Here is a 15,151-nt window from a genome sequence, read left to right as displayed (position 1 = left end):
CATTCTATTCCAGCTTGACCGTGCCGAGATCGGCCTTCGGCGCCGGCCACGACAATTTCATGGCCTCCATCGTCTCCAGCAGCAGATGGGCGACGATCAGGTTGCGGTGGGTCTTCGAATCGGCCGGCACGATGTACCAGGGCGCGTGGTCGAGATTGGTGGCGGCGATCGCATCTTCGTAGGCGCGCTGGTAGGCGTCCCACTGCTCGCGCACTTTGATGTCGGTCGGGTCGAACTTCCAGTGCTTTTCCGGATCGTCGAGGCGCTCCTGCAGGCGCTTCTTCTGCTCGTCCTTCGAGATGTGCAGGAACACCTTCACGACCGTCGTACCGCTCTCGGCCAGCATGCGCTCGAAGTCGCGGATGTGGGCGTAGCGGCGCTTGGTTTCCTTGCCGTCGATGTCGCCCAGCACGCGCGGCACCAGCACGTCCTCATAATGGCTGCGGTTGAACACGGCGATCTGGCCGTTGCCCGGCACGTGGGCATGCACGCGCCACAGGAAGTCGTGGGCCCGTTCGCGCTCGGTCGGGGCGGCGAAGCCAGTGGCCTGCAAGCCCATCGGGCTGATCTGCGAGAACAGCGCACGCGTCGTGCCATCCTTGCCGGCGGTGTCCATGCCCTGCAGGACCAGCAGCAACTTCTGTTGATGACTGGCGTACAGCATCTCCTGGAAGTGCGCCACCTGGCCGATCAGGTCGCTTGTCGCCGCGCGCTCGCGCTGCTTGGCGCCGCCGTTCTTCTCGCCGTTTTTTTCGCCGTTTTTTTCGCGCAGGGGCGTCAGGCCGGCATCCTCGTCGCGCAGCTTGACGCTCTTCGGGGCGCGAAAGCGTTCGCGGACTTTCATGCCCGCGCTTCCAGCTTGCGGTGCTCGACCAGCATGCAGTGGTTCATGACGACGTCGAGGCCGGCCGCGCGCGCCAGGTCACCCGCGGCCTGGTTCTCGATCCCGAGCTGCATCCACAAGACGCCGGCGCGTACGTCGATGGCATCGCGGGCGATCGGCCCGATTTCCTCGGGCTTGCGAAAAACATCGACCACGTCGATGCGCCTGCCATCCCTGGCCAGCGCATCGGCGGCTTCCTGCAGCGTGGCGTAGACGGTGCGGCCGAGAATCTGCTGGCCGGCATAGGCCGGGTTCACGGGCAGGATCTCGTAGCCCTGCCCTTGCAGGTATTCCGCCACCTCGTGGCTGGCGCGCTCCGGTTTGTTCGACATGCCGACCACGGCGACGGTCTTGGCGGTCTTGAGGATTTGTTCGATGTTTCGCATGCTGGGCTCACTATGTTATCGTCATGACCAGCTTATCATCTTTGCATCGCGCTTCGGCGCATGAATCCACATGAGTTTCCGCCCTGCCCTCGCCTTCGCCTTATCCCTGCTTTTTTGCGCCGCCCATCCTGCCCCGGCCCAGTCTCTGGCCGAGGTCGAACGCAGCATCGTCCCGGTTGAAAGCTGGGGCGGCACCCCGGCCGACCCCGCGCGGGCGCAGCGCCAGACCATCACCCACATCACCCTGCATCACCAGGGCGAGCCATTCAAGCCGGGCACCGATCCGCGCCGGTACCTGCGCAACTTGCAGACCTGGTCGCGTGGGACGAAACACTGGCTCGACATCCCCTACCACTACATCATCGATCTCGACGGCAATATCTACGAAGGCCGCAAGATCGATTATGCCGGCGACACGAATACGGAATACGACCCGCTAGGTCACGCGCTGATCGAGGTGGTGGGGAATTTCGAGGAAGTCGAGCCGAACCGGCAGCAATTGGATGCGGTGGTGCGCTTGATGGCGCTGCTGGCGAAGAAGTACGGGGTCAGCCTCGACCACATCGCCAGCCACCGCGATTTTTCACGACAGACCGTGTGCCCGGGCGCGAACCTGTACCGCTATGTGCAGGACGGGTATTTCAGGCACAAGGTGGCGTTGCGGCTGGCGCAGGAGCAGCCTGGACAATAAAAAAGGCAGCCCGCAGGCTGCCTTTTCATGTGCCACTTAAAACGCTGGATCAGCGTCCCTTGTGACGCAGCTTGGCGATGGCCGCCAGCTGGGCGATCGCGGCCGCCAGTTCGGCTTGCGCCTTGGCGTAATCGATCGCGGATTCCTTGTTCAGCATCAGCTCTTCGGCCTTGCGCTTGGCTTCCTGGGCTTTCGCTTCGTCCAGGTCGGCGCCGCGGATCGCGGTGTCGGCCAGGACGGTCACGCCTTTCGGCTGGACTTCCAGGATGCCGCCCGCGACGAAGACGAATTCCTCTTCGCTGCGGCCGGGAATCGTGATGCGCACGGCGCCCGGACGGATGCGCGTGATCAAGGGGGTGTGCATCGGGTAGATACCCAGCTCACCCGTTTCACCCGGCAACGCGACGAACTCGGCTTCGCCCGAAAAGATCTGCTCTTCGGCCGAAACGACGTCTACGTGAATAGTGTTTGCCATGTGTGTCCCTTAAAGGAGCCGCTTAGGCAGCCAGCTTCTTGGCCTTCTCGATCGCTTCTTCGATGGTGCCGACCATGTAGAACGCCTGCTCCGGCAGGTGGTCCAGTTCGCCCGACGCGATCATCTTGAAGCCCTTGATCGTGTCTTTCAGCGAAACGTACTTGCCCGGTGCGCCGGTGAAGACTTCGGCGACGTGGAACGGCTGCGACAGGAAACGCTGCATCTTACGTGCACGAGCGACGACCAGCTTGTCTTCCGGTGCCAGTTCGTCCATGCCCAGAATCGCGATGATGTCACGCAGTTCCTTGTAGCGCTGCAGGGTACCCTGCACGGCGCGGGCGGTGGCGTAGTGCTCTTCACCGACGACCAGCGGGTCCAGCTGGCGCGAGGTCGAGTCCAGCGGATCGACTGCCGGGTAGATACCCAGCGAGGCGATGTCACGCGACAGCACGACGGTCGAATCCAGGTGGGCGAAGGTGGTTGCCGGCGACGGGTCGGTCAAGTCGTCCGCAGGGACGTACACGGCCTGGATCGAGGTGATCGAACCGGTCTTGGTCGAGGTGATGCGCTCCTGCAGGCGGCCCATCTCTTCGGCCAGGGTCGGCTGGTAGCCCACCGCTGACGGCATACGGCCCAGCAGTGCCGAGACTTCGGTACCGGCCAGGGTGTAGCGGTAGATGTTGTCCACGAAGAACAGAACGTCCTTGCCTTCGTCACGGAAGGCTTCCGCCATGGTCAGGCCGGTCAGCGCGACGCGCAGACGGTTGCCCGGCGGTTCGTTCATCTGGCCGTAGACCATCGCCACCTTCGAGTTGCCCAGGTTGTCCAGGTCAACGACCTTCGCATCGGCCATCTCGTGGTAGAAGTCGTTACCTTCACGGGTACGCTCACCCACGCCGGCGAACACGGACAGACCCGAGTGCGCTTTAGCGATGTTGTTGATCAGTTCCATCATGTTGACGGTCTTGCCGACGCCGGCGCCGCCGAACAGGCCGACCTTACCGCCTTTGGCGAACGGGCAGACCAGGTCGATCACCTTGATGCCGGTTTCCAGCAGGTCCTGCGACGGCGACAGCTCGTCGTAGGCCGGTGCGGTACGGTGGATCGAGGCGGTGCGGGAGGCAGCGACCGGACCGCGCTCGTCGATCGGGTTGCCCAGCACGTCCATGATGCGGCCCAGGGTCGCGTTGCCAACTGGCACCATGATCGGGTTGCCGGTGTTCTGGATAATCATGCCGCGACGCAGGCCTTCCGAGCTGCCCAGTGCAATGGTACGGACGATGCCGTCACCCAGCTGCTGCTGGACTTCCAGGGTCAGTTCGGAGCCTTCCATTTTCAGTGCGTCGTACACTTTCGGCATTGCGTTGCGCGGGAATTCCACGTCAACCACGGCGCCGATACACTGAACGATTTTGCCATCAGCCATGTTCGTTCCTTCAGATATAGTTTTAATTTCGTTACGAGAGGTCGTTTATTCGGCTTAGCTGCCGCTGTTAAGCGCTAATTGCAGCTGCGCCCGACACGATCTCGGAGAGTTCTTTCGTAATCGCTGCCTGACGGGTCTTGTTGTAGACCAGCTTCAGCTCGCCGATGACGTTGCCCGCGTTGTCGGTCGCGGCCTTCATCGCCACCATGCGCGCCGACTGCTCGGACGCCAGGTTCTCGGCCACCGACTGGTAGATCAGCGCTTCGACGTAGCGCATCAGCAGCTCGTCGATGACGACTTGCGCGTCCGGCTCGTAGATGTAGTCCCACGAGTGGGCGCTTGCATCGGCCTGCAGGTGCCCGGCCGGCAGCGGGAGCAGTTGCTCGACCACCGGTTCCTGGCGCATGGTGTTGATGAACTTGGTGTAGCACAGGTACACCGCGTCCAGCTGACCATCCTGGTAAGCGTCGAGCATGACCTTAATCGGGCCGATCAGCTTGTCCAGGTGCGGGGTGTCGCCGATTTGCGTGACACTCGAAACGACCTTCACGCCAATGCGGTTCAGGAAGCCCAGACCCTTGTTGCCGATTGCAACGACTTCAATCCGATTGCCCGCGGCTTCCAGCTCGCGGGTCTTCTGCGTCACCTGGCGCAGCACGTTGGTGTTCATGCCGCCGCACAGACCTTTGTCGGTCGTGACGACGATGAAGCCGACGGCTTTCGCTTTCGTGTCCTTGGCGTTGGCCATGAACGCGTGGGTGTACTCCGGGTTCGCAGTGGCGAGGTTGGCCGTGATGTTACGGACCTTCTCGCTGTAGGGACGGGCGGCGCGCATCCGGTCCTGCGCCTTGCGCATCTTGGACGCGGCGACCATTTCCATCGCCTTGGTGATCTTCTTCGTATTTTCTACGCTCTTGATCTTGCCACGTATCTCTTTGCCTGCTGCCATGAGCCCTTACTCCTTATAGGGACCAGGTTGCCCCGGTCCCGTATTCCATCGATGCGCGCTTAGAACGACTTCTTGAAGTCGGCGATGGCGGCGGCCAGCGCTGCTTCGCCGTCCTTGTCCAGGGCTTTGCTGTCGTCGATCTTCGACAGCAGGGCGCCATGGCTGGACTTCAGGAAGCCGTGCAGGCCGGCTTCGAAATCCAGCACGCGCTTGACTTCGATATCGTCGAAATAACCCTTGTTGACGGCGAACAGCGACGCGGCCATCAGCGAGATCGGCAGCGGCGAGTACTGCTTCTGCTTCAGCAGTTCGGTCACGCGTGCACCGCGGTCCAGCTGTTTGCGGGTCGACTCGTCCAGGTCCGATGCGAACTGCGCGAACGCAGCCAGCTCACGGTACTGCGCCAGGTCGGTACGGATACCGCCGGACAGGCCCTTGATGACCTTGGTCTGGGCGGCGCCACCAACGCGCGACACCGAGATACCGGCGTTGATCGCCGGACGGATACCGGCGTTGAACAGCGAGGTCTCCAGGAAGATCTGGCCGTCGGTAATCGAGATCACGTTGGTCGGCACGAAGGCCGAGACGTCGCCCGCCTGGGTCTCGATGATCGGCAGTGCGGTCAGCGAACCGGTCTTGCCGGTCACGGCGCCGTTGGTGAAGGCGGACACGTAGTCGGCGTTCACGCGAGCGGCACGCTCCAGCAGGCGGCTGTGCAGGTAGAACACGTCGCCCGGATACGCTTCGCGGCCCGGCGGACGGCGCAGCAGCAGCGAGATCTGGCGATAAGCAACGGCTTGCTTCGACAGGTCGTCGTACACGATCAGCGCGTCTTCGCCGCGGTCGCGGAAGTATTCGCCCATCGCGCAGCCCGAGTAGGCCGAGATGTACTGCATCGCTGCCGATTCCGAAGCGGAAGCAGCCACGACGATGGTGTACTCCATCGCGCCATGCTCTTCCAGCGAGCGCACGATGTTCTTGATGGTCGAGGCCTTCTGGCCGATCGCCACGTACACGCAGGTCATGTTCTGACCCTTCTGGTTGATGATCGCGTCGACTGCGACAGCCGATTTACCGGTCTGGCGGTCGCCGATGATCAGCTCGCGCTGGCCACGGCCGATCGGCACCATCGCGTCGATCGACTTGATACCGGTCTGCATCGGCTGCGAGACGGATTCACGCGCGATCACGCCCGGGGCGATCTTTTCGATCGGGGCGGTCAGCGAAGCCGTGATCGGGCCCTTGCCGTCGATCGGCTGGCCGAGTGCGTTGACGACGCGGCCGCGCAGTTCCGGACCGACCGGCACTTCGAGGATGCGGCCGGTGGTCTTGACGGTGTCGCCTTCGGAGATGTGCTCGTAAGCACCCAGGATCACGGCGCCGACCGAGTCGCGCTCGAGGTTCATCGCCAGACCGAAGGTGTTACCCGGGAATTCCAGCATCTCGCCCTGCATCACGTCCGACAGACCATGGATGCGGCAGATACCGTCGGCGACGGAGATCACCGTGCCTTGGTTACGAACATCAGCCGAACCTTCGAGGCCCTGGATGCGGCTCTTGATCAGTTCGCTGATTTCAGACGAATTAAGTTGCATGAGTGCTAACTCCTAATAGTTTCTTGATGCGTAGGGCAAGGGCTTGGACGCGGTAGACGGTGCAAAGATCCTCAGGCCACCAGCGCGTGATGCATTTGCTGCAGCTTCGCGCGGACCGAGGTATCCAGCACTTCGTCACCGACGACCACGCGCACACCACCGATCAGCGAGGGGTCGACTTCGACCGTGGGGTTGAGCTTGCGGCCAAATTTCTTTTCCAGCGTGGCGACCAGCGCGGTCACCTGGTCTGCCGACAGGTCGAACGCGCTGTAGACAGTCGCGTCGGCGGCACCGGCCGAGGCGTTCTTCAGCAGGAAGAACTGGTCGGCGATTTCCGGCAGCAGCGCGACACGGCCGTTTTCGGCCAGCATCGCAATGAAGTTCTTCGCTTCGGCGTTCAGCGGCGACTTGACCAGCGACGCAATCGTCTCGGCCAGTTGTGCCGGCGTGACGTTCGGATTGCCGGCAAAAGCCTGCACGTCCGGATTGGCGCCGATCTGGGCCAGTTCCGAGACAATGCCGGTCCAGGCCGCCATGTCGCCATTCTGGGCGACACGGAACAGCGCTTCGGCGTAGGGGCGGGCGACGGTTGCGAACTCAGCCATAATCAGAGCTCGGTCGACAGACGGTTCAGCAGGTCGGCGTGGGCCGTTGCGTTCACCTCGCGCTTGAGGATCTGCTCGGCACCGGCAACGGCGAGGGCAGCCACCTGGCCGCGCAGTTCTTCGCGGGCGCGGGTCACTTGCTGCTCGGCGTCGGCCTTGGCAGCTTCGATGATGCGCGCGGCTTCGACGGCAGCGGTCTGCTTGGCGTCTTCGATGATGGCCTGGGCACGCTTTTCGGCGTCGGCGATGCGCTTGACGCTTTCTTCGCGGGTCGATGCCAGTTCGGCGGCGATGCGTTTTTCGGCGGCAGCCATTTCTGCCTTGCCGCGGTCAGCAGCGGCCAGGCCGTTCGCGATCCTCTCGGCGCGCTCGTCGAGCGCTTTCATCACCGGCGGCCACACGAATTTCATCGTGACGAACACCAGGATGAAGAAGACCACGAACTGAACAAACAGGGTTGCGTTCAAGTTCACGGTAAATTCCTTCTCACAAAAACGGATGCCGAACCGGAGCGGTTCGGCTGTTCAGAATCGAATAATGTTTCGATTAGGCGTGGAACGGATTTGCGAACGCGAACAGCATTGCGATACCAACACCGATCAGGAATGCCGCGTCGATCAGGCCGGCCAGCAGGAACATCTTGGTCTGCAGGGTGTTCATCAGTTCAGGCTGACGTGCCGAAGCTTCCAGGTATTTGCCGCCCATCAGAGCGATACCGATACAGGCACCAATTGCACCCAGGCCGATGATCAGACCGCAAGCCAGCGCAATGTAAGAATAGTCAGTCATTGTGTTACTCCAAAAGTGTGTTAAAAAATTAAGAAATTTACAACTCTTTACTACCACTATCTTGTTCGTTCTTGCGATCGCGTCGGTCAGTGGCTCTCGTGGGCCTGACCGATGTACACCAGCGTCAGCATCATGAAGATGAAAGCCTGGAGGAGCACGATCAGGATGTGGAAGATTGCCCAAGCCGAACCTGCAACGATTTGGCCGACAATACCGAACGGGCCAGCCAGCGCACCGAGCAGGGCAATCAACAGGAACAGCAGCTCACCGGCGTACATGTTGCCGAACAGTCGCATGCCGAGCGACACCGTACGTGCTGCGTATTCGATCATGTTCAACAGGAAGTTGAACGGAGCCATATAGATACCGAAGGGCGCGGCGAACAGCTCGTGGACCCAGCCGCCGACGCCCTTGACCTTCAGGTTGTAATACAGGACCACGGCCAGCACGCCCAGCGACATGCCCAGCGGACCGTTCAGGTCGGCGGTCGGGACGATGCGGAAGTGCATCTCACCCATGCCCATGGCGCGCAGGATGGCGGCGAACAGGTCGACCGGCAGGAAGTCCAGGCAGTTCATCAGGAACACCCAGACGAACACGGTCAGTGCCAGCGGTGCGATGAAGCGGCGATCGCCGTGGATAATGGATTTTGACTGGTCTTCGACCATCTCGACGACGGCTTCGATGGCGCCCTGGAAACGGCCCGGCACACCCGAGGTGGCGCGGCGCGTGCCGAGCCACAGGACAAATACACCGATAACACCCATCAAAATCGACCAGAACACGGTATCGTAGTTGATGACTTTGAAGTCTACGATGAAGCCCTGGTGGATGTTGGTCAGGTGACCCAGGTGGTGGGAAATGTATTCTCCTGCGGTAGGCGCATGCGCCGCCGCATTTTCTGCCGTTGGACTCGTCATTGTTTCTGCCTAAATATTAAGATGATGTAACTTTTTAGCGCCACGATGAAGCCGCCCAGCAAGGCGAACCAGTTCAGATCGTGGTAAAGCCGCGCCGTTACGTACAGCAGCGCGAGCGTTAAAGCAATCTTTACAAATTCCCAGATGAAAAATGTGGCAGGGTTCGCGCCGCCCGGCTTTTGCGCACTGGCGAACAGGCGCACTGCCATGACAGCGTTGGGAACGACACAACACAAGCCGCCAAGTACCGCCGAAAACATCGCAGGCCACCCCCCGAGCAGTCCGGCGATCACGCCGGCTACCAGTGTTGCCATCATTTGCAGGGAGACCAAGCGCAGCATTTTTATTGTTCTTTCGCGCCAGCCGTGGTGGAACCGAGTTACGGTATGGTAATTACATGAATCAGCGGAATTATAAGGGCTTATGAAGGCGGTAGTCAAACTCTTCCGTCCTTATATCGCGGCCAGGAAGATGCAAAAATGACAAAGGATTTATGCCGAAACTGTTAAATTTCCTACGAAAATCAGTTATTAGCAGGGATGCGCAACGGGTGACTGTGGACAAGTAAGCACTTGCCCACAGTGTGGAAATGGTGCAACAAATTAATCGCGCAGGCGGGCCAGCACGCTTTCGAGCACGTCGAGGTCGGCGAAGTCGATGATCATCTGTCCCCTGCCCTTGTTCCCCATCTTGAACACGACCGGGGTGGCGAGGCGGTCGGACAGCTCTTCCTCCAGGCGCACGAGGTCGCCCGACTTTTCCTTCTGGCGCTTTGCCTCGGCCGGGGCGTTCTGCTCTTCCAGCGTGCGGGCGACCAGTTTCTCGGTCTCGCGCACCGACAGGCGTTTCGCAATGACCTGGTTCGCCAGCGCGATCTGGCTGGCGGCATCGACCGCCAGCAGGGCACGCGCATGGCCCATGTCGATATCCCCTGCCATCAGCATGGTCTGCACCGGCTGGGCCAGGTTCACCAGGCGCAGCAGGTTGGAGACGGCGCTGCGCGAGCGGCCGACGGCATTTGCCGCCTGTTCGTGGGTAAAGTCGAATTCCGAGATCAGGCGTGCGATGCCCTGCGCTTCTTCGAGCGGATTCAGGTCTTCGCGCTGGATGTTCTCGATCAGGGCCATCGCCGCCGCGTTCTGGTCGTCGACCTCGCGCACCAGCACCGGGATCTCGTCCAGGCCGGCCAGCTGGGCCGCGCGGAAGCGGCGTTCGCCGGCGATGATCTCGTACGCGATGTCGCCGGCACCTGCGACCGGCCGCACCAGCACCGGCTGCATGATGCCCTGGCTCTTGATCGACGCCGCCAGCTCGGACAGCGAACCGTCGTCCATGCGGGTACGCGGCTGGTACTTGCCGGCCTGGATGCGGGTGACCGGCAAAGTGGAGGGGCTGCCTGCGGGCGCGGCCGGGGTCTCGTGCGCATCGCCGCCGAGCAGGGCGTCGAGGCCGCGGCCGAGCCCTTTCAGTTTTTTGGTTGCCATGGTGTTGGACTGTCGTTGTTGTATGTTGATTACATGGTCTTGATGCGTTCGACCATCTCCGCGCCGAACGCGATATACGCCTGGGCGCCCTTCGACGACGGGTCGAACACGACGCCCGGGATACCGTAGGACGGCGCTTCGGCCAGGCGCACGTTGCGCGGGATGATGGTTTTGAAAACCTTGTCGCCGAAATGCTGTTCGAGCTGGCTCGACACCTGCTGCGACAAGGTCATGCGCGGATCGAACATCACGCGCAGCAGGCCGATGATGCGCAGGTCGTGGTTCAGGTTGGCGTGCACCTTCTTGATCGTGTTGACCAGGTCGGACAAGCCTTCCAGCGCGTAGTACTCGCATTGCATCGGGATGATCACGCCGTGCGCGCACACCAGGCCGTTCAGGGTCAGCATCGACAGTGCCGGCGGGCAGTCGATCAGGATGAAGTCGTAATCGGCATCGACCTTGGCGAGCGCCTCCTTCAGGCGGCGCTCGCGGTTGTCCAGCTCCACCATCTCGACTTCGGCGCCGGCCAGCTCGCGGTTCGCCGGCAGCACGTCGAAGCGCCCGGCTTCGCTGCGCAGCCGCGCGGACGCCACGTCGGCCTCGCCGAGCAGCACCTCGTAGATCGAGGACTCGAGCCCGGCCTTGTTGATCCCTGCCCCCATGGTGGCGTTGCCCTGCGGGTCCAGGTCGACCAGCAGCACGCGCTGGTCCAGCTTGGCCAGCCCGGCGGACAGGTTGACGCTGGTGGTGGTCTTGCCGACCCCGCCCTTCTGGTTTGCTACGCAAAAAATTTTCGCCATGTATGCCTTCAAAAAGCCATACCGTTCATACCATTAAAACGATATATACGGTTTATTTGGTAATACGGTATAAACGGTTTATATCGTTTAGACCGTTGCGCTTTTATTCCAATCTCTCGCGTACTTTTTCGATGAACACGAGATGGCGTTCCGCGCCCAGCCTGGGCACCTGCAGGGGTTCCACTTTGCTTACCCGCCATGCGGCCGGCAGCCTTTGCTGTTCCTCCTGCGGCGCCACCCCTTTCAAGGCGATATAGCACCCGCCCTCCGCCAGCAGGTGCGAAGACCAGTTGACGAAATCTGACAGGTCCGCGAAAGCGCGCGAGGTGATGACGTCGAATTTGTCGCTCACCTGCAGCTGTTCGACCCGCGCCGTGTAGACGGTGACGTTGCTCAAGCCGAGCTCGGCCTTCACCTGGGTGAGGAAGGCGGTTTTCTTGTGCACGGTGTCGATCATCGACACCTTCATGTCCGGGCGGACGATGGCCAGCACGATGCCCGGCAGGCCGCCGCCCGAACCCACGTCCAGCACATTGCGTGCGCCGGCGAAGGCCGGCACTGCGGCCAGCGAATCGAGCAGGTGGTGGGTCACCATCTGCATCGGGTCGCGCAGCGAAGTCAGGTTATAGACGGAGTTCCACTTGAACATCAGGGCCAGGTAGTCCATCAACCTGCCCTGCTGTTCCCCGGAGACATCCAGCTGCATCTCGGCGATGCCGTCAAACAGCACCTGGGACAGGGTATTGCGGTCGAAATTCTTCATTCAGCGGTTTCCTCGCTGGGCGCATTGGTGAATCCTTTGGCGCCGCGCTTTTTCAGGTGCACCAGCAGCAGCGAAATGGCCGCCGGGGTCACGCCGGAAATACGCGAAGCCTGGCCCAGGGTTTCCGGACGCTGCTTGTCGAGCTTTTGTCTGACCTCGATCGACAGCGCCGTAATCTCCAGGTAGTTCAGGTTTTCCGGCAGCTTCAGGTTCTCGTAATAGTCGTGGCGTTCCACTTCCCTCGCCTGGCGATCGATATAGCCGGAATACTTCAGCTGGATCTCCACCTGTTCCTTCACGGCGGGGTCTGCCACGCCCGGGCCGGCCAGCGACTGGCCGTCGACGCCCTGCAGGGTGACGAGCTTGTCATATTCGACGCCCGGACGACGCAGCAGGTCGGCCAGGTTGTACTCGCGTTCGATGGCCTGGCCGATCACGCGTTCGGATTCGGCGGCCGCCAGGATGCGCGGGTTGACCCAGGTCGAGCGCAGGCGTTCCAGCTCCACGGCCACGGCTTCGCGCTTGCGCTCGAAGGCCTCCCATTGGGCATCGCCGACCACGCCCAGCTTGCGGCCGATCTCGGTCAGGCGCATATCCGCATTGTCTTCACGCAGCGACAGGCGATACTCGGCGCGGCTGGTGAACATGCGGTAGGGCTCGGCCACGCCCTGGGTCGTGAGGTCGTCGACCAGCACGCCGAGGTAGGCTTCCGAGCGGCCCGGGGTCCAGGCTTGTTTACCCTGGGTCTGCAGCGCCGCGTTGATACCGGCGAGCATGCCCTGCGCCGCCGCTTCTTCATAGCCGGTGGTGCCGTTGATCTGGCCGGCGAAGAACAGGCCGCTAATCGCCTTCGTTTCCAGCGAAGCCCTCAGGCCGCGTGGATCGAAATAATCGTATTCGATCGCATAGCCGGGACGCAGGATGAAGGCATTTTCCAGGCCGCGCATCGAGCGCACCAAGGCCAGCTGCACGTCGAACGGCAGACTGGTCGAGATCCCGTTCGGATAAAACTCGTTGGTGGTAAGACCTTCCGGCTCGAGGAAGATCTGGTGCGATTCCTTCGACGCGAAGCGGTGGATCTTATCTTCGATCGACGGGCAGTAGCGCGGGCCGACGCCTTCGATCACGCCGGTGTACATCGGGCTGCGGTCCAGGCCCTTGCGGATGATCTCGTGGGTCTGCGCATTCGTGTGCGTAACCCAGCATGGCACCTGTTTCGGGTGCATGGCGACATTGCCCATGTACGAGAACACCGGCACCGGATCGAGGTCGCCCGGCTGTTCGCTCATCGCGGAAAAGTCGATGCTGCGGCCATCGATGCGCGGCGGCGTGCCGGTCTTCAGGCGGCCCTGCGGCAGCTTGAGTTCCTTCAGGCGCGCGGACAGCGATACCGCCGCCGGGTCGCCCGCACGGCCGGCCGTGTAATTCTGCAGGCCGACGTGGATCTTCCCGTCCAGGAAAGTACCGGCGGTGAGCACCACGGCGCGGGCGCGGAACTGCAAGCCGATCTGGGTCACGGCGCCGACCACGCGCTCGCCTTCGACGATCAGGTCGTCCACCGACTGCTGGAACAGCCACAGGTTCGGCTGGTTTTCCAGGCGCGAGCGGATCGCCGCCTTGTACAGGACGCGGTCGGCCTGGGCACGGGTAGCGCGCACGGCCGGGCCCTTGGACGAGTTCAGGATACGGAACTGGATGCCGGCCTCGTCGGTGGCAATCGCCATCGCGCCGCCCATGGCGTCGACTTCCTTGACCAGGTGGCCCTTGCCGATGCCGCCGATCGACGGATTGCAGGACATCGCACCGAGGGTCTCGATGTTGTGGGTAAGCAATAGGGTCTTTTGCCCCATGCGTGCGGACGCAAGAGCCGCTTCGGTGCCGGCATGGCCGCCGCCGACGACGATCACGTCGAATTCTGTCGGAAATAGCATGATGGAATGTACTGCGAGGAGAGTTAAGCAGGGATTATAGATTCTTTTTTCTGTGCAGCTTCATCTCTGCCTGAATTCCGCTGGAATGTTTCACGTGAAACCAAGGATTGTGGCGCCGCGCTGACTTCTCAGCATTGTCTATCATGCGAGCAATCCTGTTTCCGTGCCGCCGTCCGATCGGTCGAGTCCACGTTCAAGTCCAAGTCGGGCATTGGAGGAACGCTGCCAGGGACCGCCCTCTTCCGTCCAGCAGCAGCGCAGGGTTCCCAAGCGGAACGGCAACCTTGGATCGCAAGACGACAACGGGCACCCTGTCTGCGGCGCAGGGCTCGGACGCCCGGCCGCCGGCGATCACCTCAAGCGCCGAAAGACCACCCCGCTCGTCAACGCCAACCGCCGCTTGCGCCCATCATTGCCATGACCAATGCGAAGGGATACGCGAACGGCGCCATCAGTGAATTACAAAAGCCGTGGACTTGGCGATTGCCGGGATCGTCATGAATCGACTTTCAACGGCGAGCAGTTCGTTCCGACCGCCGCGGCCGGCACCGGCCTGTGCCGCCCGATTGCACCAACTGGCGCATGGGATGTATCCCCTTGGTGACGAAACTCAGCAAGACAGGGCAATGCCCCACTGTTTCACGTGAAACATTACCAGCCTAATTTTGTAAAAGAATCGTAGGCCGTCTTTACAATCAGCAAGGAAACCACGACCAGGAACAGCTTGCGCACGAAGCCGCTGCCATGCTTCAGCGCCAGCCGGGTGCCGATCAGCGAGCCGCCGATCTGGCACACCGCCATCAGCCCGGCCAGCTTCCAGATCAGGTGGCCACTGTAGCCGAACCAGATCAGTGCCGAGACGTTACACGCCACGTTGACGATCTTTGCCGCCGCCGATGCGCCCAGGAAGTCGAAGCCGAAGAAGCGCACGAACATGAAGATCAGGAAGCTGCCGGTTCCCGGGCCGAAGAAGCCGTCATAAAAACCGATGGCGGCGCCGACCCCGGTTGCCAGCAGGCGTTCCGTCATGCCGCTGTGAACCGGCGCATGCACGGAACCGAAATCCTTCTTCTTGAAGGTGTAGACGGCGACCGCCAGCAGGATCAGCGGCAGCAGGCTGCGGACGAAATCGCCCGGCACGCGGGTCACGGTCCAGGCGCCGATAAAGGCCAGCGCAAAGGCCGCGATGGCGGCAGGTGCCGCCGTGCTCCACGCCACCTGTACTCGACGCGCATACTTCACCGCCGCGACGCTGGTCCCGCACATCGACGCCAGCTTGTTCGTACCCAGCAGCGTGGCCGGGACTTCCTTCGGGAAGACGGCAAAGATCGCCGGAATCTGGATCAACCCTCCTCCTCCCACGACAGCATCAACCAGGCCGGCAAGGAAGGCCGCGCAGGCCAGAACGACGACATCAAGCATGGGACAGACGCACAGACAGGGAAAGCGACATT

At 61.9% G+C, this 15,151-nt stretch carries 17 protein-coding genes; 1 reads left to right on the top strand and 16 read right to left on the bottom strand.

Going from position 1 to position 15,151, the window contains the following annotated elements; translation table 11 throughout:
* Positions 1-4: 4 nt before the first annotated feature.
* Positions 5-844 carry a PPK2 family polyphosphate kinase gene (locus tag ACI48D_RS06510; protein ID WP_435570403.1) on the bottom strand — a complete coding sequence of 280 codons (840 nt, stop codon included), beginning with the start codon at positions 842-844 and terminating at the stop codon, positions 5-7.
* Positions 841-1,269, bottom strand: coding sequence for a CoA-binding protein (locus tag ACI48D_RS06505; protein ID WP_435570402.1), 429 nt, complete (start codon positions 1,267-1,269; stop codon positions 841-843). Before ACI48D_RS06505 ends, ACI48D_RS06510 begins: the two co-directional genes overlap by 4 nt.
* A 70-nt stretch (positions 1,270-1,339) precedes the next feature.
* Between ACI48D_RS06505 and ACI48D_RS06500 the strand changes: the two genes are divergently transcribed.
* Entirely contained in the window at positions 1,340-1,960 is a 621-nt protein-coding gene (locus ACI48D_RS06500; RefSeq protein ID WP_435570401.1) for a peptidoglycan recognition protein family protein, read from the top strand.
* Between the two features lie 49 nt (positions 1,961-2,009).
* On the opposite strand, the gene ACI48D_RS06495 is transcribed toward ACI48D_RS06500, so the two are convergent.
* The 14 genes from ACI48D_RS06495 to ACI48D_RS06430 all read right to left on the bottom strand — a co-directional run bounded on the left by ACI48D_RS06495 (position 2,010) and on the right by ACI48D_RS06430 (position 15,119).
* Positions 2,010-2,435, bottom strand: a complete 426-nt coding sequence (locus tag ACI48D_RS06495; protein ID WP_435570400.1) for a F0F1 ATP synthase subunit epsilon — start codon at positions 2,433-2,435, stop codon at positions 2,010-2,012.
* Between the two features lie 22 nt (positions 2,436-2,457).
* Entirely contained in the window at positions 2,458-3,861 is a 1,404-nt protein-coding gene (gene atpD / locus ACI48D_RS06490) for a F0F1 ATP synthase subunit beta (RefSeq protein WP_435570399.1), read from the bottom strand.
* A gap of 67 nt (positions 3,862-3,928) precedes the next feature.
* On the bottom strand, positions 3,929-4,810 hold the full coding sequence (gene atpG, locus ACI48D_RS06485) for a F0F1 ATP synthase subunit gamma (protein WP_435570398.1): 882 nt from the start codon (positions 4,808-4,810) through the stop codon (positions 3,929-3,931).
* A gap of 59 nt (positions 4,811-4,869) precedes the next feature.
* Complete coding sequence (gene atpA / locus ACI48D_RS06480; RefSeq protein ID WP_435570397.1) at positions 4,870-6,405, bottom strand: F0F1 ATP synthase subunit alpha; 1,536 nt, start codon at positions 6,403-6,405, stop codon at positions 4,870-4,872.
* A gap of 71 nt (positions 6,406-6,476) precedes the next feature.
* Positions 6,477-7,010, bottom strand: coding sequence for a F0F1 ATP synthase subunit delta (locus ACI48D_RS06475; RefSeq protein WP_435570396.1), 534 nt, complete (start codon positions 7,008-7,010; stop codon positions 6,477-6,479).
* Positions 7,011-7,012: 2 nt separating this feature from the next.
* Positions 7,013-7,483 (bottom strand): F0F1 ATP synthase subunit B, encoded by a 471-nt coding sequence (locus ACI48D_RS06470; protein ID WP_435570395.1) that lies wholly within the window; start codon positions 7,481-7,483, stop codon positions 7,013-7,015.
* 73 nt (positions 7,484-7,556) lie between these two features.
* On the bottom strand, positions 7,557-7,799 hold the full coding sequence (gene atpE, locus ACI48D_RS06465; RefSeq protein WP_052234347.1) for a F0F1 ATP synthase subunit C: 243 nt from the start codon (positions 7,797-7,799) through the stop codon (positions 7,557-7,559).
* An 86-nt stretch (positions 7,800-7,885) separates the two neighbouring features.
* The gene (atpB, locus tag ACI48D_RS06460; RefSeq protein WP_435570394.1) at positions 7,886-8,719 is read right to left on the bottom strand and encodes a F0F1 ATP synthase subunit A; all 834 of its coding nucleotides are present in this window, start codon (positions 8,717-8,719) and stop codon (positions 7,886-7,888) included.
* The gene (locus tag ACI48D_RS06455) at positions 8,716-9,060 is read right to left on the bottom strand and encodes an ATP synthase subunit I (RefSeq protein ID WP_435570393.1); all 345 of its coding nucleotides are present in this window, start codon (positions 9,058-9,060) and stop codon (positions 8,716-8,718) included. The genes atpB and ACI48D_RS06455 overlap by 4 nt, the downstream gene beginning before the upstream one ends.
* Before the next feature lie 261 nt (positions 9,061-9,321).
* Complete coding sequence (locus ACI48D_RS06450; protein ID WP_435570392.1) at positions 9,322-10,203, bottom strand: ParB/RepB/Spo0J family partition protein; 882 nt, start codon at positions 10,201-10,203, stop codon at positions 9,322-9,324.
* Between the two features lie 29 nt (positions 10,204-10,232).
* Positions 10,233-11,003, bottom strand: coding sequence for a ParA family protein (locus tag ACI48D_RS06445; RefSeq protein ID WP_435570391.1), 771 nt, complete (start codon positions 11,001-11,003; stop codon positions 10,233-10,235).
* A gap of 103 nt (positions 11,004-11,106) precedes the next feature.
* Positions 11,107-11,766: a 16S rRNA (guanine(527)-N(7))-methyltransferase RsmG gene (rsmG, locus tag ACI48D_RS06440; RefSeq protein ID WP_435570390.1), complete on the bottom strand. Its 660-nt coding sequence runs from the start codon at positions 11,764-11,766 to the stop codon at positions 11,107-11,109.
* Positions 11,763-13,697: a tRNA uridine-5-carboxymethylaminomethyl(34) synthesis enzyme MnmG gene (gene mnmG, locus ACI48D_RS06435; RefSeq protein WP_435570389.1), complete on the bottom strand. Its 1,935-nt coding sequence runs from the start codon at positions 13,695-13,697 to the stop codon at positions 11,763-11,765. Before mnmG ends, rsmG begins: the two co-directional genes overlap by 4 nt.
* 651 nt (positions 13,698-14,348) lie before the next feature.
* Positions 14,349-15,119 (bottom strand): sulfite exporter TauE/SafE family protein, encoded by a 771-nt coding sequence (locus tag ACI48D_RS06430; protein ID WP_435570388.1) that lies wholly within the window; start codon positions 15,117-15,119, stop codon positions 14,349-14,351.
* Positions 15,120-15,151 lie beyond the last annotated feature (32 nt).

Origin of the sequence: Massilia sp. LXY-6, assembly GCF_051233485.1 — a bacterium.
In the GTDB taxonomy this organism is placed as follows: domain Bacteria; phylum Pseudomonadota; class Gammaproteobacteria; order Burkholderiales; family Burkholderiaceae_D; genus Telluria.
The sequence above is the reverse complement of the archived record's forward strand: the minus strand, read 5'-3'. Positions and strand labels throughout refer to the sequence as shown.